21 protein-coding genes and 2 pseudogenes are annotated in these 22,833 nt (G+C 69.1%); 10 read left to right on the plus strand and 13 right to left on the minus strand.

Annotated features, from left to right (window positions below):
* The 4 genes and pseudogenes from AN218_RS22315 to AN218_RS22330 all read right to left on the minus strand — a co-directional run.
* Positions 1-1,103: pseudogene (locus AN218_RS22315) on the minus strand (hypothetical protein); the annotation flags it as partial.
* Positions 1,104-2,247: 1,144 nt separating this feature from the next.
* Positions 2,248-2,631: a hypothetical protein gene (locus AN218_RS22320; protein WP_070018675.1), complete on the minus strand. Its 384-nt coding sequence runs from the start codon at positions 2,629-2,631 to the stop codon at positions 2,248-2,250.
* Positions 2,632-2,857: 226 nt separating this feature from the next.
* The gene (locus tag AN218_RS22325; protein WP_141747652.1) at positions 2,858-3,601 is read right to left on the minus strand and encodes a hypothetical protein; all 744 of its coding nucleotides are present in this window, start codon (positions 3,599-3,601) and stop codon (positions 2,858-2,860) included.
* Between the two features lie 115 nt (positions 3,602-3,716).
* Complete coding sequence (locus AN218_RS22330) at positions 3,717-3,923, minus strand: hypothetical protein (RefSeq protein ID WP_141747653.1); 207 nt, start codon at positions 3,921-3,923, stop codon at positions 3,717-3,719.
* Positions 3,924-4,350: 427 nt separating this feature from the next.
* On the opposite strand from AN218_RS22330, the pseudogene AN218_RS22335 reads away from it, so the two are divergent.
* The 8 genes and pseudogenes from AN218_RS22335 (at position 4,351) to AN218_RS22365 (ending at position 12,444) form a co-directional block, all read left to right on the plus strand.
* Positions 4,351-7,810 (plus strand): annotated as a pseudogene (locus AN218_RS22335) (DNA polymerase III subunit alpha).
* Between the two features lie 134 nt (positions 7,811-7,944).
* Entirely contained in the window at positions 7,945-8,523 is a 579-nt protein-coding gene (locus AN218_RS22340; RefSeq protein WP_070018678.1) for a hypothetical protein, read from the plus strand.
* Positions 8,523-8,777: a helix-turn-helix domain-containing protein gene (locus AN218_RS22345; protein ID WP_070018679.1), complete on the plus strand. Its 255-nt coding sequence runs from the start codon at positions 8,523-8,525 to the stop codon at positions 8,775-8,777. The genes AN218_RS22340 and AN218_RS22345 overlap by 1 nt, the downstream gene beginning before the upstream one ends.
* 672 nt (positions 8,778-9,449) lie before the next feature.
* Positions 9,450-10,001, plus strand: coding sequence for a hypothetical protein (locus AN218_RS22350; RefSeq protein ID WP_141747654.1), 552 nt, complete (start codon positions 9,450-9,452; stop codon positions 9,999-10,001).
* A 382-nt stretch (positions 10,002-10,383) separates the two neighbouring features.
* Positions 10,384-10,545: a hypothetical protein gene (locus AN218_RS36950; protein ID WP_171908753.1), complete on the plus strand. Its 162-nt coding sequence runs from the start codon at positions 10,384-10,386 to the stop codon at positions 10,543-10,545.
* Positions 10,542-11,405 (plus strand): DUF2786 domain-containing protein, encoded by an 864-nt coding sequence (locus AN218_RS22355; protein ID WP_070018681.1) that lies wholly within the window; start codon positions 10,542-10,544, stop codon positions 11,403-11,405. The genes AN218_RS36950 and AN218_RS22355 overlap by 4 nt, the downstream gene beginning before the upstream one ends.
* 240 nt (positions 11,406-11,645) lie before the next feature.
* The gene (locus AN218_RS22360; protein ID WP_141747655.1) at positions 11,646-11,951 is read left to right on the plus strand and encodes a hypothetical protein; all 306 of its coding nucleotides are present in this window, start codon (positions 11,646-11,648) and stop codon (positions 11,949-11,951) included.
* Positions 11,952-12,228: 277 nt separating this feature from the next.
* A complete protein-coding gene (locus AN218_RS22365; RefSeq protein ID WP_070014928.1) occupies positions 12,229-12,444 on the plus strand; it encodes a hypothetical protein in 216 nt (71 codons plus the stop codon).
* A 42-nt stretch (positions 12,445-12,486) separates the two neighbouring features.
* Here AN218_RS22365 and AN218_RS22370 read toward each other — a convergent pair whose 3' ends face one another.
* From AN218_RS22370 to AN218_RS22380, 4 genes are all read right to left on the minus strand, one after another.
* Complete coding sequence (locus AN218_RS22370; protein ID WP_244900592.1) at positions 12,487-13,077, minus strand: hypothetical protein; 591 nt, start codon at positions 13,075-13,077, stop codon at positions 12,487-12,489.
* A gap of 164 nt (positions 13,078-13,241) precedes the next feature.
* Positions 13,242-13,400, minus strand: coding sequence for a hypothetical protein (locus tag AN218_RS36955; protein ID WP_171908754.1), 159 nt, complete (start codon positions 13,398-13,400; stop codon positions 13,242-13,244).
* 265 nt (positions 13,401-13,665) lie between these two features.
* Positions 13,666-14,004 (minus strand): hypothetical protein, encoded by a 339-nt coding sequence (locus tag AN218_RS22375; RefSeq protein WP_070018683.1) that lies wholly within the window; start codon positions 14,002-14,004, stop codon positions 13,666-13,668.
* A gap of 431 nt (positions 14,005-14,435) precedes the next feature.
* A complete protein-coding gene (locus AN218_RS22380) occupies positions 14,436-15,272 on the minus strand; it encodes a DUF5753 domain-containing protein (RefSeq protein WP_216311794.1) in 837 nt (278 codons plus the stop codon).
* A gap of 427 nt (positions 15,273-15,699) precedes the next feature.
* Between AN218_RS22380 and AN218_RS22385 the strand changes: the two genes are divergently transcribed.
* The gene (locus tag AN218_RS22385) at positions 15,700-16,347 is read left to right on the plus strand and encodes a hypothetical protein (RefSeq protein WP_070018685.1); all 648 of its coding nucleotides are present in this window, start codon (positions 15,700-15,702) and stop codon (positions 16,345-16,347) included.
* A gap of 552 nt (positions 16,348-16,899) precedes the next feature.
* Here the strand turns inward: AN218_RS22385 and AN218_RS22390 are convergent.
* A complete protein-coding gene (locus tag AN218_RS22390; RefSeq protein WP_070018686.1) occupies positions 16,900-17,214 on the minus strand; it encodes a hypothetical protein in 315 nt (104 codons plus the stop codon).
* Positions 17,215-17,894: 680 nt separating this feature from the next.
* Here AN218_RS22390 and AN218_RS22395 point away from each other — a divergent pair.
* On the plus strand, positions 17,895-18,650 hold the full coding sequence (locus AN218_RS22395; protein ID WP_070018687.1) for a PP2C family serine/threonine-protein phosphatase: 756 nt from the start codon (positions 17,895-17,897) through the stop codon (positions 18,648-18,650).
* 1,046 nt (positions 18,651-19,696) lie between these two features.
* On the opposite strand, the gene AN218_RS22400 is transcribed toward AN218_RS22395, so the two are convergent.
* The 4 genes from AN218_RS22400 to AN218_RS22420 form a co-directional block, all read right to left on the minus strand.
* Positions 19,697-20,062 carry an SH3 domain-containing protein gene (locus AN218_RS22400; RefSeq protein ID WP_070018688.1) on the minus strand — a complete coding sequence of 122 codons (366 nt, stop codon included), beginning with the start codon at positions 20,060-20,062 and terminating at the stop codon, positions 19,697-19,699.
* 367 nt (positions 20,063-20,429) lie between these two features.
* Positions 20,430-20,624 (minus strand): hypothetical protein, encoded by a 195-nt coding sequence (locus tag AN218_RS22405; RefSeq protein WP_070018689.1) that lies wholly within the window; start codon positions 20,622-20,624, stop codon positions 20,430-20,432.
* A 1,139-nt stretch (positions 20,625-21,763) separates the two neighbouring features.
* Positions 21,764-22,183, minus strand: a complete 420-nt coding sequence (locus AN218_RS22415; RefSeq protein ID WP_070018691.1) for a hypothetical protein — start codon at positions 22,181-22,183, stop codon at positions 21,764-21,766.
* Between the two features lie 260 nt (positions 22,184-22,443).
* On the minus strand, positions 22,444-22,704 hold the full coding sequence (locus AN218_RS22420; RefSeq protein ID WP_070018692.1) for a hypothetical protein: 261 nt from the start codon (positions 22,702-22,704) through the stop codon (positions 22,444-22,446).
* Positions 22,705-22,833: the final 129 nt, after the last annotated feature.

Genomic DNA, 22,833 nt, shown 5'->3' on the forward strand with positions numbered 1-22,833 from the left:
CCGCGCTCGTCGCGGATTCCGATCCTCACGCCCGGTTTCCAGTGCGCGCGCCGCCACGTGCCGGCCGTGAGCTCCCGCCTCGGACCCGCGGGCCCCGCCCGGGGCCCTGGGGGATGGTCGGGCGGCGGCGTGAAGGCCAGGGAGCGGATGTGGTGCCAGGCGCCGTCGCGGCCAGCGTCGCTGCGCGCGATGCGTGCCAGGGTGCTGCGCGAGCCGGGCCGACCGCCGACCTCGGGCAGGGCAGGCGGCGGCGCCCAGCGGGCGAAGGCCAACTGGGCGGCGTACCCGTACAGCACACGGCCCCCCGCATGGTCGCCGAAAGCGGCCTGCTGCAGACACACCCTCCGGCGGCCGGCGTGGTCGGTGACGCCCAGCAGCAGGAAGCCGCCGGTGGTATCCAGTGCCCCGTCCGGGCGGGCGGCGAGCAGACCGCCGAGGATCGCGGGCTGGCGGCCGACGCAGCCGCCGGCCTCGATCAGTTCGGCGAGCTCGGCGTCATCCGCCTGCGCGGCGCCCAGTGGCACAGGCTCATGGACCACCAGCGACCACGGCGCCGGCAGCCGCAGCGCCGCGCGCATCTCCTGCTCCAGGGACGCGGTGGTGACCACGTCGAGAGCCAGGGAAGCGGGAATCCAGTGTGCAGCGGCCAAATAGGCAGCCGTCCCACCCAGCGCCCGCACCCACCGCGTCATCCGCTGCTGTTCCCCGCCGCTGTACTCGTCATCGTGGAAGTCGCCGGCAGCCAGCAGTCCCGAGCGCAGCGCGCCGGCATCGGCCGGTACCAGGCCGGCCAGGTCCTCGGGGAGGGGACGGTGGATCCGCGCGTACCGCGTCTCCCGTTCCCATGCCTCCTGTTGGGTTCGGCATGCGGCCGCGGGGACGTCGACGACGTCGCCGCCCCCGTCCTGGAGGGAAAGAACGATTTTGGAGTCGTGCGGCAGTTCCTCCCACACCAGGCTGTGCTCGGCCGCGAGTTGGGCGGCGGCGCCGCACTCGGCGACCACGCGCTGCCACAGCACGCCCAGCGGACGATCCCATGGGCCCTCTCCGTCGCCGAGGAGGAACTGCTTCCACCGGCCCTCGCGCAGGTCCGAGACCGCCAACCCACCGGCAGCCCCGCCCTCCCCCGGCCAGGGCCGACCTCTACCAGCAGAACTTTGACGCTGATCTAGTTCGGATAAGGGACGACTAGCGGCAGTGTCTGCACGACAAAGTGGTCTCCAGCGTCGTGATCAAACTCGCGTCATCGGCAGGCCCGACCACCTGAGTCCAGCCCCGACGGACCGAGACCCCGAGCGCGAAGACGTAAGCACGCAACAAGCGAGCCGCGGCGACCGCCTCCCGGACGCGGCAGCGCGGGCGGCGGAGCCGCGCGCCACAGGGGGCCGGTCGCTGGAATCAGCGAGCAGCACCCGGCGCGCTCGCCGACGTACCGGAGCAGCAGCAGCACCACGTCGCAGTAGCCGGCACCCCGACGCGCGGCGGGCGGCTCCGACGTCGACGTAGCCCCGTACGACGGGGCAGCAGCGCAGCGCCCCTCGGGGGCGCGATCCGTGACTTCAGTGACCGCGGAGTCGGAGTGCCGCCACACGGCGGTGCACCGCCTCGTGCCACTGCTACCGTCGACGTGGCGCTGCAGATTCGGGCACGCGGCGCCAGACCTGCTGCCTCGGCAGCAGAGTCGAACCAACACCTCCGGCCACACGGGGCAACGCGATCCCAGGCCAGCGGGGCAAAGCGCCGTCGGGCGCCCCGAGGCCACGGCGGTGCCGCTCCAGCGGCACCGCCGTTGTCCACCACGTGAAGAAGACACCGACATCCCGACCAGCCCAGCAGCCGGGCGGACAGCGCGGAACGCGCGGCCGTGTGTACGACGCACGGCGTCCGACGGAGCCGACGGAACAGCCCCGGCGGCGGGCACGGGAGTGAGGCAAAATTCGGAAGGGCCTGCACCCGTCTTCGGAGTGCAGGCCCTTCGCCGTACAGCCCGCGGCAACAGGTTTCGCGTACGGCATGGATGGAGCCCATACGCCGGCCGATCAACGCGGCCCGGACCAGGCTGGCAGAACACGTCGTCGCCATGCCAGCCACCAGCGCAAACTGGGACACCGATGCGACAACGCCCAGTACAGGTGCGACAGCCCGCCGGCCAGGGGTCGGACGACACCGGCCGTTGTGCACCCACGAGTTGACCCCGTAGCGGCCAGCAGCCGCGCGACTGCCATGTCCGCCGCGGGGCCTTCGGGCTCAGAACGAGGCAGTGACGCCCCTCAGCGCGCTGATCACATCCTCCAGCGTGGTCACGCGCCCGGGGCGCAGCAGCCGTCGGTGTACTACGTCGTCCGCCAGGTGCATGGGGATGTCCTCGGCCAACAGCAGAATGTCGGTGCTGCCGTAGCGACAGGCCAGCAGGTTGCCGCGGCCGAGACCGTGCGGAGCGCAATTCGCGAACTCACGATCCCGGGAGAACGTGAGCAGCCACTGATTCCCGTGAATGTCCGGGAAACAGGTCCCATCACCCGAGGTGTAGTCCGAGCCCGCCGGCGCATCGTCCGCGTCCCCGTCCTCCACCCAGGGGAACGCCCGGTAGTAGCTCTCACGGTCATGGAATCGCCGTGCCCGTGCGACCATGGTGATCTCCTCTCACAGAGGTGCAGATTCACCACGAACAAGCCGCCGTCGAAGGCCAGATGTGACAACCGCGCCCGAATCCGCAGCGGATGGGCCAGAGGCCGACGACCCTTGAGCTGACAGCAGGCGTCTGCGAGCCCACTCAGAGTCTCCTCCGGACACGCCGTCGAGATCGCCCACTTCACCGTGCGGGCTCGGCGAACGGCCACAGTTGAGCTCCTCTACGTCACTCCGCGCCGCCCGCGCTGGTGATGTCCCGCGCGTCCACGGGCACCGGCGGTGGAGCGCTCGGAGCCGGGGTGCGCATGATGTCCTCGGTCTGCCCGGCGAGGAAGCGGTCGACCTGGCGCCGGTCGTATCGGAAGGCGTCGCACAGCAGCTCAGCGGTAAGGCGCCCCGCCGTCAGGATGAGGACGTAGGCGTACTTCTCGGCAGCCTCGGGCCGGATCCACGCGTACATGCACTCCGTGTACCGGTCGAGGCAGTGGCGACGTGTCGCCGCGTCAGCGCCGTCGGACTGCATCTCCACAGCGATGCGGGCGAGTTCGATGGCAACGGGTTCCGGCACGTCACCCCCGGACGGGAGGGCGGCGCTCTGCCGGTCCAGCCATGCAGCAGCTTCATCAGGGCCGCCCTTCCCCTGAACAGCCGCGCTGGCCGCGAGGTGGGACAGCGGCAACAGCAGGCTCAGAGTGCCCCCGTGGTGATAGTCCGGCATCCACGACTTGACCAGTTCGATCACGCGTGGATCGGAGGGGCCCGCACGGTCCGGGTCGAGTTCCGCGGCTGCGGCAAGGCGGACGATGCCCACAGCAGTCAGATTCGCCCCAAGAATGTCAGGTCGGTCTTCAGCGGCATCCATGCATAAAACCTCATCAGATACGTGACGTTGTTCCGCCAGCAGGGGCCGCGCACCGAAGACGGGCGTCCCACCGCAGACGACAGCCGGCCCGGCCTCGAGGGCGGCCACGCAGCCGTGCACCCGATTCGCGACGGGCGGGCCGGAGGACGCCGACGAGTTCCCTCATGTCACTCCGCTCCGCGCCGCCAGGGCCGGTCAGTTCGCGCAAGGCGGTGTGACGGGATCAGATGATGTGGATCTTCTCGGTCTCCCCGTTGTGGCGGATGAGCACTTCTCCGCCGACCGCACGCTGCCGCTCGACGTATCCGTAGATCTGAAGTGCTCGGTTGATCACGTCCACCTGCGAAAGCCCCAAGTGGCTGGCGAGCCACTCCAGTTCCGTCTTCGCCGGCGCGACCAGCCCGACGCTCATCCTCTTTCCATCGTCCACGACGGCCTCCTCCACGGAGAGAATCCAACACCAACAGTGCACCAATATAGCACCAGACTTGCACCGTGCTCCCTGGGGTCGACCCACCGCGCCACGACCCGAGCAATGCAGGCGTGTGGGCGGGCCCGAACGACGGCGGAAACAGCCGCAGTTGACCATCGACACCGAGGCGGGGCGTCAGGCGGGAGCCGCGCGACGATCAGCGGCGACACATGGACGAGTGGCGGAGCGGTGCAGCAGCCCAAGCACGAGCCGGGAGGCACGGGGGTGGACGGCTGTCAGTGAGTGGCGCCCTCGGCCGTGCATGGAAGCAAGCCTCGCCCGTCACCGGCTGGCGGTGAGGTGTCTCGCACGGCAGTATCTAGAACACATGTTCGCTAGCTGGTACTGCTACGGCGGAGGGTGTTGTGACTGAAGGCGCGGCGGCATGGCCAGGTTTACTCACTTGCGTGTTTCGTCTGGCTACTCTGCGCGCTATGGGGGATCCCATCCGGGGGCTCTGGTCCGCCGTGCCGCGGAGCACGGGATGGCCGCGCTTGCGCTGACCGATCGGGACACCACCGCAGGCGTGGTCCGCTTCGCGCATTCATGCGCCGAACACAGCGTGCGGCCGATCTTCGGCGTCGACCTCGCCGTCGCGCCACTGCGACCTGTTCCACCCAAGGGCCGCTGCCGCACCCCCGTGCGAGGCGGGGCTCACGTGCCCGAGCCTCCGTTGCGCGTCGCGCTTCTCGCGCAGAACCGGCGAGGCTGGGCGCGGTTGTGCCGCCTGGTCTCCGCCGCGCATGCGAGTCCGGTCAGCGGTTTCCCGGTCGTCTCCTGGACGGCGCTGGGTGAGCACGTGGGCCAGGACCTGATCGTGCTGCTCGGCCCCGCCTCTGAGCCGCAGCGTGCTCTGTCGGCCGGTCGCCCCGACATCGCCGAGCAGCTGCTTACGCCGTGGCGGGAGCTCGTCGGTGAGGGGCTTCGGCTGGAAGTGGTCGCCTACGGGGTGCCGGGCCTGGGCCCGGGGTCGGTGCGGCTGGCAGCGCATGCGCTCGCCCTCGGCGACCGGGTCGGTGTGTCCGTCGTGCTGTCCAACGCCGTGCGCTACGAACGCTACGAGCAGCACCGGGTCGCGGACGTCCTGGACGCGGCGCGGCTGCTGCGCCCCATCCAGTTCAAGAGCGGCCAGCTGGACCCCGGGCAGCGGTACCTGAAGTCCGCGGATGAGATGGCCGACGTCGCCGGGCGGATCGTGGCCGGCGCGAGCGCACCAGCTGGCCGCGCCGGTCGCCTGCTCGAAGAGACGGCCCTCGTCGCTGAACAGTGCAGGGTCGACCCGGTGGAGGAGCTGGGTATGGGCAGGCCGAGTTTCCCCGAACCTCACGTCGTGGGCGCCGGAGAGCAGCCGGGCGATGGGATGAGGCTGCTGCGGCAGCGCTGCGAGGCGGGCATGGCGGCCCGCGGCCTGCATACGGACGGGAACGCCGTGGCGCAGCTCCAGTACGAGCTGGGAGTGATCGGGCGCCTGAAATATGAGCCGTACTTCTTGGCGGTCGCTCAGGTCGTCGCGGACGTACGGGCGATGGGTGTTCGGGTCGCGGCCCGCGGCTCGGGGGCCGGATCCATGGTCAATCACGCCTTGTTCGTGGCGACGGCGAATCCGCTTGAGCACCGCCTGTTGTTCGAACGGTTCCTCAGCGAGCGGCGGACGTCGCTCCCGGACATCGACCTGGATGTGGAGTCGGCACGCCGACTGGAGGTCTACGACAAGATCTTCGGCCGGTTCGGGGCAGAGCGCGTGGCCGTCACGGGCATGCCGGAGACCTACCGGGCCCGCCATGCGCTGCGCGATGCGGGTCTGGCGCTCGGCATCCGGCCGCAGATGGTGGATCGGATCGCCAAGAGCTTCCCGCACATCCGTGCCTCCGACATTCCCGCGGCTCTCCGGGAGTTGCCGGAGCTGCGGCAACTGGCCGCTGAGGCTGAACAGTTCGGGCCGTTGTGGGAGCTCGCGGCGAACCTGGACGCGCTGCCGAGGGGGTACGCGATGCACCCGTGCGGGGTGATCCTCTCCAACGCCAGTCTGCTGGATCGGCTGCCCGTACAGCCCACGCCCGGGGGCTACTTGATGGTCCAGGCCGACAAGGAAGACGTCGAAGACCTCGGCCTCGTAAAGCTCGATGTGCTCGGGGTCCGGATGCAGTCCGCCATGGCGCACGCGGTCACCGAGATCCGCCGGACCACCGGTCGGCACATCGACCTCGACAGCCCTACCCACGTCGACCTGGGCGACCAGAAGACGTTCGAGCTGATCCGCCGCGGCGCCGTGCTGGGGTGCTTCCAGATCGAGAGCTCGGGCCAGCAAGACCTCATCGCTCGGCTGGGCCCACGCCACATGCAGGACGTCATCGCCGACATCAGCCTCTTCAGGCCCGGCCCCGTCGCCGGCGGCATGCCCGCGAAGTTCATCGCCGCACGCCACGGCCATGAGCCGCCTCGCTACCCGCACCGCGACCTGGAGCCGATCCTGGACGATACGTACGGCGTCGTGATCTGGCACGAGCAGATCATCGCGATCCTCGCCACAATGACCGGCTGCGACCGTGCTGCCGGAGACATCGCCCGCCGCGCTCTCGCCGACAGCGACCGTCTGCCGAAGGTGGGCGAGTGGTTCCGGGGCGCGGCTGCCGAACGCGGCTACAGTCCGGCAGTCATCGACGAAGTGTGGGGGATCGTCAAGGAGTTCGGAGCCTACGGCTTCTGCCGCGCGCACGCCGTGGCGTTCGCAGTGCCTGCGGTGCAGTCCGCCTGGCTCAAGGCGCACCATCCGGCCGCCTTCTACGCCGGCCTGCTTGAGCACGACCCGGGCATGTGGGCGCGTCGGGTCCTGGTGCACGATGCCCGGCGCCTCGGCGTTTCCGTTCTCGCCGTCGACGTCAACGCCTCCCGCCCCCACCACAGCGTCGAGCAGACCGAACAGGGCTGGGGCGTGCGGCTCGCACTGTCCACGGTGCGCGGGATCAGCGACGCCGAGAGCACCCGCATCGCCGCCGGCCAGCCCTACGTCAGCCTCCAGGACCTGTGGCAGCGCGCCCGCCCCTCCCTGCCACTTGCCCAGCGCCTCATCCAGATCGGCGCCCTCGATGGGATCCAGGGCGAATCGAACCGGCGTGACCTGCTCTTGCAGGCCACCGAACTCCACCGCCAGGCCCGACAGAACACCGCGGCCGACGGGCAGCTGCCGCTCAGCGAGGATCTCGTCACCGCCGGGGCGAGCGGATTGCCCGCGATGACCAGCCGCGAGATCCTGGCCAGCGAACTGGACATCCTGAGCGTGGACGTGAGCCGCCACCTGATGGAGCACCATCACCAATTGTTGCGCGAGCTCGGCGCCACCGACGCCAAGCACCTGCAGAGCCTGCATGCCGGTCAGCGCGTCCTCGTCGCCGGCGTCCGGGCCGCCACACAGACCCCGCCCATCCAGTCCGGCAAGCGCGTCATCTTCGTGACGCTGGAGGACGGCACGGGCCTCGTCGACCTCGCCTTCTTCGAAGACACCCACGAGGCATGCGCCCACGTGATCTTCCATACCGGGCTGTTGCTGGTGCGGGGTTCCGTCGAGCGACGCGGCAACCGGCGCACCGTCGTGGGCAGCAGGGTGTGGGACCTGGACGAACTCGCCGCCGTACGCCGCGACCAGGGCCCAGAAGCCGCCCTGAACCTGCTGGGCGGGGCGCCACAGGCTCCACCCGCCCAACCGCGACCCCAGCGCACGCTCCCTGACGAGGCCAGCGGCGCCGAGCTCCACCCATGGGCCGACCTCCAACCCCCCCGGTACTCGCTCCGCGAACCTCACGGCCCTCAGCCACAACCGACCGGAGAGCGGGCACGCCATGCCGTAGCCCAGGGACCGACCTGGCGTGTCCACCCGGAGGCTGAGGGTGATCGCGGACTGTGAGTAGCGAGCTTGCACTTCCCGACAATCGGGAAGTAGCGTGAGGGGTGACTTACCGTTTATCGGGAACTGGAGACCCGTATGGATGTCCTCTCGCTTACCAAGAGCCGCAGCGCCCGCTGGAACCTCATCCTGCAAACCTTCCTGACCGGATGCCTGGTGTCAGACTCGGTCGTCACGCTCATGAACCCGCGGATCTACGTGCCCGGCGACCAGGGCGAGACGACTGTGGGTCCTGGCTTGGACGTCGCAGTGCTCGATGTGAGGCTGACCGACCCGACGCTGACGGAACGGCTCCTGGCAGCGGCTCCCACGGTGGGCATGGCGTTCCTGGTCACCGTGGTTCTTCTGCTCCTTCTGCTCGGACTCGGACTCACGCGCAACTTCCCCGAACTGGCTGAGAAGGCGGCAGAAGAGAACCTGGAGGACAACACGGGACCCCGACGCGGAGTCATCGCCCTGATGGCCACACTGACACTTCTGGTCGTCGGCAGCTGGGTCGCCTCGTTCATCTACTTCTACACCGGGCCGCACCAGGCCGCTCCGCACTTCCTGGGGAACCTGTCCTTGATCGGGCTCGTGGTCTACGTGACTGGGCGCCTCTTCAACACCGACGACCACCGCAGGGCTCTGGAGCTCGAGTTGAAGGGGACTCTGTAATGCCGCCAGAGGAAGAGCACCGCATCCGCGTGCACTTGGACGAGATGCTCGAGAAACGGGAGATCACGCTCACTGATCTCGCGAAGCAGGTGAACATCAAGCTTTCGAACCTCTCGGAATTCAAGACCGGCAAGAAGCGAGCGATCCGTTTCACCGCCCTTACGGCCCTGTGCCGAGCGCTGGACTGCCAGCCCGGCGACCTCCTCACGTACGAGCCAGAGGAAGTCCCCCTCGACATGCCAGGCCGTGAGTAGGTACAGCATTGATGATCACGGATGTCCCGCAACTGGTGCGACGTCCCTTGCATACGGGCCATTTCCACTTCCGAGCGGGCTCGGCCCGCTCGTGTATTGGGCGAGCTCGCAGCGCCAGGGAGGGGCATCACGCCTACGGCGCAGGGAACTCGCCGACGGCCGATCAGACCGGGCGCGCGTAGCGACCAACGCGGCCGGGGAGCGACGGCGCAGCTGGACACCAAGCCGGACCAGAGCAGGCGCGCAGTGTCCGAGTTCCACATGCGAAAGACCCCAACTGAACAATCAGTCAGGGCCTCTCTACACGGTGCGCGAAGCGTTCGCCACGCCTCCCGAGTAGCAGCACGGAGAGGCAGAACCTCCGGCGTCGGATCGAGTCTACCGGGGGTGACGGCCCAACGGACCGCAGAGGGGGAGCATCGACGCGGCGATCGGCGTGCGCGGGCCGTGCACCCGAAGAGGCGAGGGCCCGGACCGACGGGCGGACGCCTTACCGACCGACGCCGGCAGGCGCACGTCACGCCCGGCGTCGGCGCTGTCCGGGAGCAGCCGTTCACGGCGGGGGAAGATGCCAGGCCGGGCTGTCGGCGGGGCTTCGTACAGTGTGGGACGGCCCGCTCCGGACCAGCTCGCGTGCGAGCGCGCGCCCACCAGCAGCCAGGGAGATGCATCGTGGCAAAGCAACCTCGTCCTGCCCGGCTGCGCCGTGCCACCGACCTGGCGCGTGCCCAGCAGGCTGTCGCCTACTTGACCATGACCGCCCCTGACTGGGAGCAGGCCCGTCAGGTGCTCGGCCCCCGGTTCTCTGTGCGCGGCATGCTCGTACGGGCGGCGCTGCGCGCGGTCATCTCCGGCGCCGAGCTTCACGAGGCCATCCCCGACAGGCCGGTGGCACACGGTAAGGTCTGGATCCCCATCGACGAACGCAAGGCTTACTACCTGCAGTTCAACCGCACGGTGACACGCCTCGCGGACCAGCTGAAGATCGCTGCTCTCGTACGGCGCCCGCGCGGGCCACACGGTGAACGCCGCACGCGACGCCATCTGTACCGGCAGCCACGTCGCATCACAGCCGCCCTGGGCACTGGGACGAGCGGATTCTTCGACCCTGACCTCGACAAGGAAGCAGCGCGGGAAAGCCTGCGCATCCCGCTGGGTCTGGTCCATCACCTCGTCAGCGGCACCCCGCTGCCGGCAGAGTGCTCCACCGGCCAGGACTGGTGATCCACCGGCCTTGAGGCACACCTGCGACCCCGCGGCGGCGTACGCTGGCGCGTCATCGCGTGATGCTGCGTCGCTCGTCCCTGGCGGCTTGGACGTCCATCCTGGCGGCCTGGAGGTCCAATCGAGCAGCCCTCAACGCGCGCAGGGCTTCCCGGACCTTGTCCGCGGACCACCTCAGGGCGGCTACGGAGAGGGCGACCGCGCAGACCAACGCCACAAAGTCCATACCGGCATTCTGCCGCACACCACCGGGGCGCAGGGGTGGACGGAGTCAGCTGCTCCACCCCTTTCGTCGCATCACGTGGCCGAGGGCCGGCAGCAGGGTCACGCCCTCCGCGTGGGCCGTGAGACGGTATGACCGGTCGAACCATCAGGGGGCCCTGTGGAGCAGCAAGAGGCGAAGGATCTGAATAGCGGCCCCGAGCTGCCGGACACGCCGAAGGCGAAACTGCACCACCGCCCCGGCCTGCTCGCGGCCGACGGCGAACCACCGCTGCTGACCGGCGAGGTGGCGCTTCCGGCCGAGGAGGAGCAGGCGGCATGACCAACCTGATGCCGTGGCTCACTCAAGTCGTGGGGCTTCTGATGGCCCTCATGGCGGTCGGGACGATGCTGAGCGGATTGGCGCGGCACGACGTCCCCAAGATGGTCGGAGGCACCGTTGGTGGGGTGCTCGCCACCGTGGTCCTGTCCGGCGGCCTCGAGAAGGCCCGGGACCTGTTTGTCGGTGATCTCTCCGACTACGGCCAGCCCAGCAAGCCGAATGGCACCGGCGCGCCACCGTCGTTCCCCTGGAGCACGGTCGGCCACCTCCTCTTGGCTGCCGCCGCCGGAGTCGCCGTCGGGTTCGGCGTACGGCTCGCGGTGCGCTGGTACCGACGCCGGCGGAAGGCCAAGAGGGAGAGCGAGGAGCAGATCGCCGCCGTGGCTCGCCGCCGCACCGCGATCCAGGCCGACCACGACGCCGTGCGCGAGGAGTACGGCAAGCTGCGCACCAGCCTGGAGTGGCTCGACGTCCTGGCGCTCGACGACGTCACCGTGCCGCAGACCGCCTCCTTCCTGAACGCCATGTACGCCGCGGACGATGCGGCCCGCGGCGAAGACGTGGACGCCTACCGCGATGCGGTCAGCCAACTGCGGCTGCGGTGGAAGGCTGCGCTCACCCACGCCCGCAAGACAGGCACCAGCGCCTTCAGCCCCCAGGAACGGGACGCCATCGGCCGGGCCCGCAAGCTGCTGGCGCGGGCTCGGGATGGCTCCGGCTCCGAACACGAGCGCTACGCCGACCTGGCCAAGGCGCGGAAGATGCTGGCCGGGATCGTGGAGCTGCCCGAGGAAGCAGTCGCCAGCCTGGAGGCCCAGCACCGCCTCAGCCTCACCAAAGGCGGCGAGCACCGCTCTTGACGAGCCGTACGGCCGGGACCTCCCGTCCGAGGGCCGCTACGTCAGGAAGCGCTCGCCCTCTGGGCACGTCGCCGTGAAGGCGTGCTGCCGGTGGGCCACCTCTCCTGGAACGCGGCAGAGACAATGACCCGTAAGACTTGCGTTGCGATACTCCATGTGTATATTAATGCATATGGTCGCGCGAGCCACGGCTCCGATGTGCAACTGGCGCTTGAACGAAGAGGGAGAACGGGACGGGACATGAAGTCCGAAGCAGCCGAGGAAGGGCCACTTCCCTGCACCCGCGTGCACGGACAGATCACCATGGACTCCATGCCGCCGGTGACCTGCCCCTCCTGCGGCGCCGACCGCGACTGGTTGATCCTCCTGGACGATCCGATCGAGATCCACTGCCGCTGCGGGCGACACTGGCGCGATACCCGCATCCCGCTCTCCGCCTTCCCCCCTCACGCCTTCGAGATCGAAGACGACACAATCCGCTACGCGAACACCGACGAAGCCGGACAGGCCATGGGGTTCTACCTCCACAGGAGTCAGCACGCGTGAAGATGGGCGGGCGAGAAGCAGGCACGAGCACGGGTCCCGGCGTCGGAGCCCGGCACGAACAGCGAGCGCAGTCAGCAGAGCGGCTTCCGTAGCAGTAACGGGCGGGCGTGGCTGTACGAGCGGGCTGATGCAGCAGCCGAAGCACGAAGCGACGGCGCATCGGACGGCCCCGCCCACGCCGCACCCTGTCAGGCGACCGGGCCGACCGGGGCCGCGTGACGGAACATCGAGGAACGTGCGATCCACTCGGCTACCGACAACTGAGAGGGCGACCACCATGGAGACGCCGTACAACATCGGCATATCCGCCACAGGCCCGCTCCCCCGCGGCTGGCACCGCGTGTGGTGGAAGGCGGAGAACGGCAAGACCAAGACCGTACTCGCCTGCGACTTCGACGTAGCGGTCCAAACCCAAGCCGCGCTCCAGCACACACTCGACGAGCCCGTCGCGATGGAATCCTGGAGCGACGAGGAGAACGTCAGCCGCGCCTGAGAGGGCGCCGTTCAACCGCAATCACCACGGTGCCCAGTCGGGTTACGTGGAAGGCGGCTCACGGCGCAGGTCTGCGTACGTCACGATCTGTACGCCGAGAACGAGGACGGCCAGCACTTCGCTGAGGGAGACGGCCAGGAGCCAAGTGTCCACCGTTCCGCTCGCCCAGTACACGGTCAGAGCTCCGAGGGGCGTGAGGGTGAAGAGGCCAAGGTCCGCGGCGAGTTGGAGTCGCTTGCGCGATGTGCGGCGTGGGTCGCTGCGGTGCGCGAGCTCCCATCCGAGAAGCGGGGGCACCTCGCTCTGGTGCGAGTTGGCTCCCGACTGGACGACAGCGCTGAGGCGGGGCGCGAGGTCGCACCGTATGTAACGGCCGATGGCCGAGACCTTCTCGTCGTTCACCAGGTACATCCAGCCGAGCACGAGTGTGACCGGCGGAAGCAGCAGCAACCGGCCCAGGTGCTGCCCCTGCTGGAAGACGGCTGCGAGGACCGCGGCCAGGGAGCCGAGCGTCGCGTACATGAGGTGATCGCGTGTGTTGATCCTCTGCGTCTGCTCGCTCTTGAGGTGCTGTAACTCCGTGAGGAGCAACTGCCCCTTCGTGAGCTCCTGCGGTTCCAGGGACGCCGTCACGATCACTCCTTCTGCATGGCGCTGATGTCGACCCTCGCGATTCAGCGTCACGGCGCTGCCCCTTAGGGGTCCACCTGGTGTCCTTTGAGAGCACGATGCCCGGTGGCGATGGACGTTGCGCCGACGGTCGGGCTCCTCCAAGCGCCGTGCGTACGTCGCGACGGTCAACAACTCGTCAACGGCTGACACATGCAGCGGCACAGCCACGACGTCGTCGATGCCCGCGAGCCCTGGAGCGCGAACACCTTGCCGATCCCGTTGAGTTCGGCGTGCGCCCCGGGCCTCCGGTAACCGTAGTAGGTCCAGTGCGCGGCGAGTTCCACGAGGGCGATGGAACGCCCCGTAGGCGATCCGGCGTACGAACGGCGCGCCCAGCGCCGTGGGGTGCCAGATCGCCAGCGGAACAGCGCGGGGGAATCGGTGGCCGGCCGCGAGAGTCCGCCGAGGCACTGGCAGGTGCGCATCGCGGAGGGACGACGGGACGCTCCGCCGAGCACGCCTGCGACACCTGAATCACGGAGCCGAACGACATCGGGCCGGACGGCGTGCTGCGGTCATGCCCTGCCAGGCCCCGGAGCGGCTTCGCCGTCAACCACTGTGGTCTTCGCCCATTCCGTCAGTGATCAAGGCGTCGATGGCGTGATCGCGAGCCCCTTGGTAGAGGGCGATGGCGCGGCGGGCCTCGGTGTCGAATTGGTCGTGCGCAGCGGAGAGGTGGACCAGGACGGCCGCCCGGCGGCGGTGCCAGTCGGCCACGGCCTGTGGGTGAGGGTGGCCGTCCCGGGCCTGGTTGAGCAGATCAGCGGCCTCGTCCCCCAGGTGGGCCAGTTCGTGCACGGCGGCGCTGAGGGTGACGCCGTCAGCGAATGCGGGGACGGGCTGCGCGAACAGGCCGGACCGATCTTGGTTGTAGCTCTTCGAGATCACGCGGAGCTCCTCCGTGATGAGACGGTGTTCCCCGCAGCGTCCCACCAGGCCGGTCCCGGTGTGGTCGCAAGGGCGCAAACCCGCAGATTTCCGCTGCTCCTCGCTACCCTGCGCTCGACGAGGAGGCGCACCCGCAGCATGTCCACCGTCCCAGCTCCGGCGGACGGCGCGCTGTGGCTCCGCGTTGTGGCCCGCGCAGCACACCCGAAGTGGAGTCCGGGCCTCACAACAAGCCCAGTCCGCGCGGACGGGCACCCGGATGTACGGAGCGCCGACCCCGCGGCCTCGGCAGTGCGGGGCCCCGCGGGCTCGGCGTCAGCCCTTCCAGAGCTGGCCGCTGTGTCGACGGGCGGGTCAGGACCTTCGCCCGCTCGCGCCTGTGGGCGGTGTGCCCGTCTTCGGACTGCCGAGTGCTGTCGGCTGACCCGGTCTCAGAGCGCCCGGAGATGGCGGTGGAGTATGTCGAGGCTCTGCTGACGGGACCCCGCCTGTTCCCACATGCCCGTGAAGGAGGCCCGATGCGACGCCACGGTGCACGGCGCCGTCAGGTAGGTGCCCCCATTGTGCTGGGCCTCCTGGTGCAGGAGGGCCGGCATTGATCCGCCTGGCGGGAATGTGAGGTGAGAGGCTGCTGGACCGGGCGCCGGGGCGTTCTCCCACGCCGCGAGCGGGAAGATCCGCACCCTGATTCGCGGACGGTCATCTTCGACTCGGCTGCACAGGTCCTCCAGTTGCTGATGCAGGACGGCGCGGCCACCGATGGGGCGCGCGAGCACCGTCTCGTCCACCAGCGCAGCGAATCCGTCGCGCGGAGGGTGGCGCTCGAGGAGATACCGCCGCAGCGGCAGAGGACGCTCGGTCCTGCCCAAGTCGGCGGTTGTGGGGACGGTGTGACCGCGACAGGCCAGTGCTGAGGCGTAAGCGGGCGTTTGCAGCCACTCCGGGACGCTCAGGGTGCTGTAGGAGCGTATCTCCGTGACGGCACGGTCGAGGCAAGTACGGCGCTCGGCCCAGCGCGGATACACGTCGGTGAACGCCGACCGCCACACCCGACCGACAGGCACCCGCCCGAGCCCCAGCGACAGCGGAGGGTCGTTCGCCCCGTAGAAGGTCAGCAGCTCCACGAGGACGCTCTCGGTGAGGGGGGTAGTCGCCGTCTCCACGCGGCTCAACGTGGCGATTGATCTCGCCGCGCCAGCCTGGACGACGTCAGCCAAATTCAGATGCTGCTGGTTGCGTAGGCCACGCAGATAGGTCCCCCACACCACGGCTCCGGCTCCAGGACATGACGGGTCATCGGGCGAATCGCTGTACGTGCGTGACACTGCGCCCCTCCTCCCCGAGGTCCCCCCTCATCATGCCGTCTGCGGACCTCGCCATGTGACGCCATCTCAGCTCGTCCGATGCAGACGGCCAGCGGGGACGCCGTCGGCGAACCGGGCCGAGCGCGTACTGCGGCACGCGTGGGAGCGGCGGCTCGACGAAAGAGGCGGCAGACGAGCGGCCCTACCTACGGCACGGCGCAGCAGCACGAAGCGGCGGTGGATGCGCGAGCGGCGTTGCGGGCCGGAGGGATAGAATCGCCCCAGGCTGACGCTGCAACACGCAGCCTCCTCATCGCCCCGCTTCGGGATGCACTGCACATCACGGCGCCGTCGTACGGCGCCACCAAGCGCGCGAGGGCTGAGGGACTACATGATCGACATCGCACCCGACGTAGAACGTGGAATCGGCCCTCTGGTCACAGCACGGCTCCGCTCCGGTCAGGTCTCGTTCTCCTCTGCCGAGTGCCACGTCTGCGGCCAAGACGTGTATCTCGACACTGAGGACGCAGCGCTGTCGCTGCTGGTGGTGGCAGGCCAGGAGCCCCTCACGTTGTTCTCTCACAGTCCCCAGTGCGCGCCTTCTCGAGTCCTCGGCCGGGATGACCTTGACTTGGCTGCAATTCCCGCGGGCCTGGCCCGCGCCCTGAATCTTCAAGTACAGGCCACGGTCTGGAACTACATGCAGATCGAGGTGGTCCGAGACGACCACGCGTACGCCGCACCGGCTCTGGGCCCCGGAGGTCTCACCAGGCACCAGGCGCGGGAGGGAATCCTGACCGTGCTGGATACGGCGGCCCGGCGAACTCCCCGGGCCGCGCAGGCAGCTGCCATCTGGCGGAGTGCGTCAACGGAAGATCTTTTGCACGCGGACCAGTTTCTCTGGTGCATCTACGAGTACCCCGCCGGCCAGGACCCCCGTGCTGCTGCGCTCGACTTTCTACGCCACCAGATGACCGTGCTCAAGCAACTCGGGTTCGAAGGTGATCTCCCCCGCACGCCATCTGAATGGCCCGAATGAATCGTCGCGCGCCGACAGGTAAAGCCCCGCCGCCCCGACGGGAAACTCGATCGCAGCGGTACACGCCGCGGGGCAACGGCGTCGGAGCGCTGCGAAGCCGCGAGCGGGCTGGCTGGGGCTGTTGCGGGAAGGTTGGGCTCCTCCGGCGCCATGCTGCCGTGGCCACGGAGCACTTAGCGGCGGATGGGGGACCAGCCCGACCGCGGAGGCACGTCGTGCGTCGCCGTCTCCACCTCAGCCTTTCCTTCGATGCCATCGCGCGGTCGACCCCGTGGACCATCCGGCGACGCAGCCGAGTAGGCACAGACCGACCTGGCCCAGCAACCCGGCCACAGGTGCGTGGGCGTTCAGAGACAGTGCGATTACGGGAGCGTTCGCGATGACGAAACCCAGGAGGGTGAACGCTGACTTCGTCCACGCGTTGAGGGCTGCATCTCGATCCGGGATCGGACCGAGGCGACGCAAACGGCCAGCCGCCGAGACGGCGTACACGACGCTCGGCAGAAGCGTCAGCAGCGGGATGAGCGAGATCTGGAGCGTGGTCACGGCGGTTCACTCGCGCGGGAGCAGCAGTTTGGCTATCGCGGAGACCGCTGCTAGCAGCAGAAGGCCAAGCGCTACACCGATCCCGAGGACGAGGAGCTCACCGAGCAGACGCTCCAGCAGGTGGTCTGTGCTGTGGGCATAGATCTGCCAGGCGAACGGAGCGATGAGCAGCCCGCATCGGCCCGGTCTGACTGTGAACTGCCGTGACGACAGGGCAGGGTTGCTGTGACGGTTCTCGACGGTGTGGCTGACTGCGATGAACACGCCGATGGCGAGCGGGAGCCAGATGGTCCCCAGCGCATCGAGGCTGCCGAGTGGCATGTCTTCTCTCTCCTCCCCGATGCTGCGGTGGCTGGCGGTGCCGACAATGAAACCATCGGCTGCTGACAGAGTGGAGCGCGTGGCCGGGACCGCGTTGGTTGATGCCGCCCCAGGGAACGTGGGGTGCGGCACGTTGGCCCCGTCTGCAGTCGCCGTCTCCGTGAAGCGGCCGGAGCGCCTCCCGGGGTGGAGCCCCGCAAACGCAGCAGAAAGGTCCGGGCGCGGAAGACGCACCGCCACCGATGAGAGAGGCGTACCGGCCAAGGAAGCCGTACGCCGCACGGGTGCTTGCGGCACCCCGACGGAAGGCAGCACGCGCTCGTTCGGAAGGGGCTGCCTTCCCCTGGGAGCGTCGGCCTTCGCCATACGGCAGAGCGACGACCCGATCCCGGGTCGGCCAAGCCCTTCGGGGATCACCACAGGGGCACCGCCGAACCGGGCCGCTGGCCGAGCCGAGCGGGTGAGCGCGGCTTCTTCTCTCGAACTACCGACCGCGGTCGCGGTCCCTCTTGCACCGAGGGTGCTTGTCACCGCCCAGGTCAGGGCCGTGAGACACCGTCAACACGCACCCCCGTCTTCAGATCGGGCTCAGATGCTCCTCAGATTCGCCGATGGTGCCGAGGGTCGCTCGACGGGATTCTGACCGGGTCGTTCTGCACCTCCGAACACGAAGGGACCCCATGTCTGACGCGTCAGTTCCCGCTTCCGAACTCGCCCCTGCATTGGCCACCCGTGAAGGCACCGGCGGTGCCCTGGCCGATGCGGGCGCCACCTACACCTCCGTCGACGGCACGGTGGCCGTCGCCGTGACCGACGGAATCGGGCACGAACAGAACATCGTCACGCTTGCACCGGTCTTGGCGCAGGTGGCTTCCCGAGTCGGAAGTCGTCGAGGGGCTCTGGCCGGCCTATTGACCGCCGCTCTGCTGGTGGAAGGGAGCGGCGTAGACGCCTCAGGGCCCGATGCGGTGGCCGCGTTGGTGGTGGCCCGACCAGGTGGCCCCAGCGTCGGCGTCTGGGCGGGAGATACCCGCATCTACGGAGTCGCCGAGGACGGAGCCCTGCGGCAGTACAGCACGGACGAAACGTTGGGTCAGCAGTTTCGGGAGTGGGGCGTGCCCGTCGACGTCGCGCGGCTCGGCGATGACCTGATTCGCCAGCCCTTGTCGCGTGCGACGGCGGCCACCATGACGGAGGTTCTGATCCCCGGGGACGAGACGGTGGTAATCACCAGTGACGGTGTCCACGACCAGGTCGAGCCGGACCGCTTGGCGACGTTGGCGAGCAAGCACGCCACCGAGCCCCGGGCCCTCGCGGACGCGCTGGTGTCCGCGGCCCGCGCCGACGCGGACGGCTACCGCGACGACGCTACGGCGCTTGTTCTACCGCGCGGTGCCCGAGCACTCGGCCTCAAGTCGGCCGACGCGGGGCTGTAGGGGAGCGATTCGCTGACCGAGACTCGGCACCGGTGGGGAAGTAGCGTGCGCGCGAGGACGGCAGCACGCAGCCCGCGGTTCCGCATGCGGCTGGAACGTGCCGAGCGGCGAGATGGAACCGAGCCCGGACAGCCGCGTGCCGGTAATGATCCGTCGGCGGGATTCTGCGCGGCCCGCCGGGCTTGAGCTCGGCGGGCGTCGCAGGCACGGCACACCCGCTCCTGCTTGCCTCTCCGCCGAAACCTGATTCGCAGGTTGTCTCCGATGAGGAGGTGTCCGGCCGGGCAGTGGGTGCGCGGAGGCTCGCTGCCGCGTCTCCGGTCCTGGCTGCGTACGGTGGGCGGCGTTTCTGGAGCGAACCATGCGCTGCGGAACCGGCGTCGCGCCGCGGACAGACGGCTGGAGAAAGTGTTGTAGGGGATGCCGAGCGCGTCAGCGGCCTTCTGGTGGTTGTCGTGGACGGCAAGGGCTTCCACGGCCTGCTCTTCCGCGGGGGTGAACAGGTCTCCGATCTGCACCGCGGCAAGTTGGTCGATGCGGCGGTCTGCCGCATCCGGATCCGGCGGCGTGCGCCAGTACACGGCCCAGCGGGGGCTCGCCCCAGGCCCAGCTGGTGTGTTGCCCGATTGGTAGCCCCGGGCGCGCATGCAGGCAGCGAGCTCGGTGTGGACCGCTCGCTGGCCGACTCGCACCAGTTCCTGTCGGAGTGGCGGCTTCTGGGCGGCGCACAGGTGCTCGGCGATGCCGGACCAGGCGAGGCCGTGACAGGTGGCCGTGTCGAGACCTCCGGTGTGAGCTGTCACAGCGGCAAGATGAGCAAGCCGGTCAAGATCGGCGAGGGTGTACCCATGAAGTATCGGGGTCACAGCAGGCCCTCCTGCAGTGATGAGCTTCCGGCAGTATGCGCCGGGCCGGGCGCCGCGAGTGTGCGAGGAGACGGTGCTGGGCGGCGTGCGACTCCGGGCCGCCGCCGGCCTGCGGAGGGGTTCGGCCGGCGGCGGCCGGTCAGGCGTGCACGGCCCGCCGGGCGGGCTCGGCACGCCTGGTCATTGGGCGATCTGCATGTACGCGCCGGAGATCCAGCCGTGGGTGCCGGCGTGGGCCCCTTGCTTGACCTTCACGTAGAACCAGTCGCGCTTGCCCTTGATGTAGCTGCAGATGTACTTGACGTTGGTGCCCTTTCGCAGCTGCCCCTTGCTGTAGTAGCCGGTCGACGGGCCGTTGCGCAGGTTCACGTTGCGCGCGTTCGTCTCCCAGGTGCCGGTGAACGGCGAACTGGTGCACTTCGACTTGCCCACGGCGGGCCCAGCTGGCGCAGCAGTGGCCGCTGTGGCTCCGGCCACGATGCCGCCGATCATCAGCGTTCCGGCCGCGCCCGCGGCCGCCAGGCGGTGGCCTACGCAACTCTTCATCACGGAGTGACTCCCAACTTCGACCTGCTCCGCCCGGCACTTCCGGGCAGGCGGTGACGGGGACGGTAAGGAGTTCTGCCTGTGGACACGGGCACGGACATGATGGACGCGGAGTCAGGGCGCACCCGAGCGGCCAGGCCAGGCACGTCGTGCCGTGCGCCGGGGCGTCGCCGGGCGCCTGCTGACGGCCGACGACGCCCCGGCGCCGAGCCGCTTCTACGAAGCCGCCCTTGGCCCGGCCTCCGTCGTACAGAGCGCGAAAACCCAGGACTTCGCGGGTCCGGCACGACGGAAGCCCGCTTCGGGACGTCGATACCCGCGGAGGACCCGTACGGATGGCGAACGCAGCACCAGCGCCGGGCAGCTCTCACTGCGCGGCGCCGTCAGAGCCGTCGTCGGGTACGTCCTCCGCCATCCACCGAAGGAGCCTCTCCAGCCCTTCGAGGGCTTGGGGGGAGGGACGGTCGCGGTCGTCGCTCACCCGGTCGAGGTTGCGAAGTACATCCTCGATGCGGACGCCTTCGCTCTCAGAGGTCTCTCGGGCGTGCTGGTTGCTGCACATGGTGACTCCAACTTTGGTGATGCCTTTCCGAGTCTCGGTCGGAACAGGCGGCGGATCCGTCACCAATACATCTGCTGAGGCAGCGATTTCGTTTACGCTCGGTGCCAACTGCGGGCAGTGACAGGTGGCTTGCTGGGGCGCTGTGGGGCGGATTCCCCTGGGGGTCGGGCCGGGGTCGACTCGGTCGTCGCAGGGCAGCGCTGCGGCCCTGAGCGGCGATGATGAGGACGTACCCGCAATGAACCGCTGCACGAGGACGCCACGGCTCGCTCGTGCTCGCGGCCGTACCCTCCACGCTATTCTCGCGAGCGCCGTACGTATGCGAGCACACCAGCCAACGCCGCACCGGGGGGACGGAAGAGCATGCGTGAGACCTCCCGGGAGATGAGCGCTGCCGGGTCTGTCGCAGGGCTCCCCCGCCCGCGTGTGGACGGCATGCCGCTGCCGTGGATCACGCGGATAGATCCGGATGGTCCGGTATGGGCCCGCGTGTACCCCATCCGAGTCCTGCACTGCCAGGCCGAATGGCGCTGCCAGGTGTGCGGAGAGCGCCTGCCCGCGCGGGCATGGGTGGTCCTGGAAGCTGGACGCGCTGTACTCAGCGACGCCGCCTTGCACTACGAGTGCATCGTTATGGCGTTCCGCTGGTGTCCCCATCTGCGCGCTCTCGACGGCGAACTCGAAGCGCTCGAGGTCACCCGCGGTGCGATACATGCCGGACAGGTACCTCTGGACGAGATCGCCGAGTACGGAGACCAAACCACAACCTGGACGGTCCCCGCGCCTTGAGCCGTCCGACAGGGCAGGTTCTCGGCACGACGACCCGATTGCGTCCCCCAGCGTGGGCCCGTCTTGGGCAGTGAGAACGCGCGGAGGGACACGGGCCTCATGGGCACGGCGAGAGGGAGCCGGCCGAAGGGCCCCGCCGAGCCGATGGACGCGGCTGCGAAGGTCACGGCCGGCCGGAGCATCGACCGACTCCGGTACGGCAGCGTACGCGAGGTCCCGGCGGCAACACCGAGTCCGCGCGGAACTCCGGATCCGTTGACGGCGCGGCGTCCTACGACCCACGCCCGGGTGCACGCCGGGCACTTCCCGAACCAGCCGCGATGGCCAGCGCACGTCCGGTGTTGGCCGACTCACTCGGGTCGATTGACCCTGAGTCGGGCGTTTCGCTGCGCGACCAGGGCGTTCCATTCCTCTCCCGAGGTCACCTTGTGGTCGTCCTCAAGGAAGGTGAAGCGCTCGCCGCACCCCAGGATGATCAGTCCGCCGTTGTCGACGACGAGTTGTTCGTCCCAGGCTCCGGAGTGCGTGTGCCGGGCAGCCAGATCTCGTACGACGTCGACGGGCACCTTGATGAATGCGATGTACGGGTGGTCAACGGTGAAGATGAGCGGGAGCGCTGACCGCTCGTCATGACGCATACCGGCATCGCGAAGGTCCTGGTACTCGCGCTCTGCTTCAGCGGCCAGCTCGCCGAGGGTGGTGGCGTAGGTTGCGCGGCTCTCCGCGTAGTCCGCTGCCTCGTCGGCGGTGAACGGATTGAAGTCCTTCATGGCTGCTCCCCGGGGGTCGATAGGTCATTCGACGCCGACCCGTACTCACAGGTCGGCAGACCCCTCTCAGGGAGCGATGAACGGGCCCGCAAGCGCCCGCAGGGCCACCACTCTACGGGGGAAGCCCGACAGCGCCCTCCCATGCGGCCGTGCCACAGCTGGCCAAGTCCGCAGTCCGTCAGTGCGAACTCCTGCCCGGCAGCAGGAGGATGGACTGGCTACCGTGGGCTGGCCCGGCTCACCGTGGTGCATGGCCGCGGTCACCGTCCCTTTGGCTTCCATCCAGCCGCGACCAGCTCGGCCAGCCAGAGTGCGGTGCCGGGCGGTATTCGCAGCACCACCTCCCGCTCGGCGCTGTTGGCGTCAAGGTGATGCCGCCGTCCGTGCAGGAGAAGTTTGGAGTGCAAGACCGCCGCTGCGTCAGCGGCGGGGTCCCTGTCCCCCTCAAGCTGCTCCAGGTCGTCGAGAGCGTCCTCCACCAGATCTCCCAGGGAGCGCTCGGTCGGGTCGTACGCGAACATGTCTCCCCTAGCAATCTCGAATTCCAGTGACACTCGGAGAGCAGCGATCGTAGTAGCGCGACCGCTGTAGGGGGGCGGCCGGAAGAATGGTGCGTGCACCCGTGCCACGGCCGACAGATGACCTGAGCG

Origin of the sequence: Streptomyces nanshensis (genome assembly GCF_001751255.1) — a bacterium.
In the GTDB taxonomy this organism is placed as follows: domain Bacteria; phylum Actinomycetota; class Actinomycetes; order Streptomycetales; family Streptomycetaceae; genus Streptomyces; species Streptomyces nanshensis_A.

Bases quoted from the DNA above. Each gene is read 5' to 3' on its own strand.
- AN218_RS22390 (WP_070018686.1), bottom strand. From the start codon at position 17,214: ATGCCACTCGGCAGCCTCGATGCGCTGGGGACCATCTGGCTCCCGCTC.
- AN218_RS22320 (WP_070018675.1), bottom strand. From the start codon at position 2,631: ATGGTCGCACGGGCACGGCGATTCCATGACCGTGAGAGCTACTACCGG.
- AN218_RS22420 (WP_070018692.1), bottom strand. From the start codon at position 22,704: ATGTTCGCGTACGACCCGACCGAGCGCTCCCTGGGAGATCTGGTGGAG.
- AN218_RS22365 (WP_070014928.1), top strand. From the start codon at position 12,229: ATGGAGACGCCGTACAACATCGGCATATCCGCCACAGGCCCGCTCCCC.
- AN218_RS22385 (WP_070018685.1), top strand. From the start codon at position 15,700: ATGATCGACATCGCACCCGACGTAGAACGTGGAATCGGCCCTCTGGTC.
- AN218_RS22400 (WP_070018688.1), bottom strand. From the start codon at position 20,062: ATGAAGAGTTGCGTAGGCCACCGCCTGGCGGCCGCGGGCGCGGCCGGA.
- AN218_RS22415 (WP_070018691.1), bottom strand. From the start codon at position 22,183: ATGAAGGACTTCAATCCGTTCACCGCCGACGAGGCAGCGGACTACGCG.
- AN218_RS22405 (WP_070018689.1), bottom strand. From the start codon at position 20,624: ATGTGCAGCAACCAGCACGCCCGAGAGACCTCTGAGAGCGAAGGCGTC.
- AN218_RS22395 (WP_070018687.1), top strand. From the start codon at position 17,895: ATGTCTGACGCGTCAGTTCCCGCTTCCGAACTCGCCCCTGCATTGGCC.
- AN218_RS22355 (WP_070018681.1), top strand. From the start codon at position 10,542: ATGACCAACCTGATGCCGTGGCTCACTCAAGTCGTGGGGCTTCTGATG.
- AN218_RS22360 (WP_141747655.1), top strand. From the start codon at position 11,646: ATGAAGTCCGAAGCAGCCGAGGAAGGGCCACTTCCCTGCACCCGCGTG.
- AN218_RS22345 (WP_070018679.1), top strand. From the start codon at position 8,523: ATGCCGCCAGAGGAAGAGCACCGCATCCGCGTGCACTTGGACGAGATG.
- AN218_RS22340 (WP_070018678.1), top strand. From the start codon at position 7,945: ATGGATGTCCTCTCGCTTACCAAGAGCCGCAGCGCCCGCTGGAACCTC.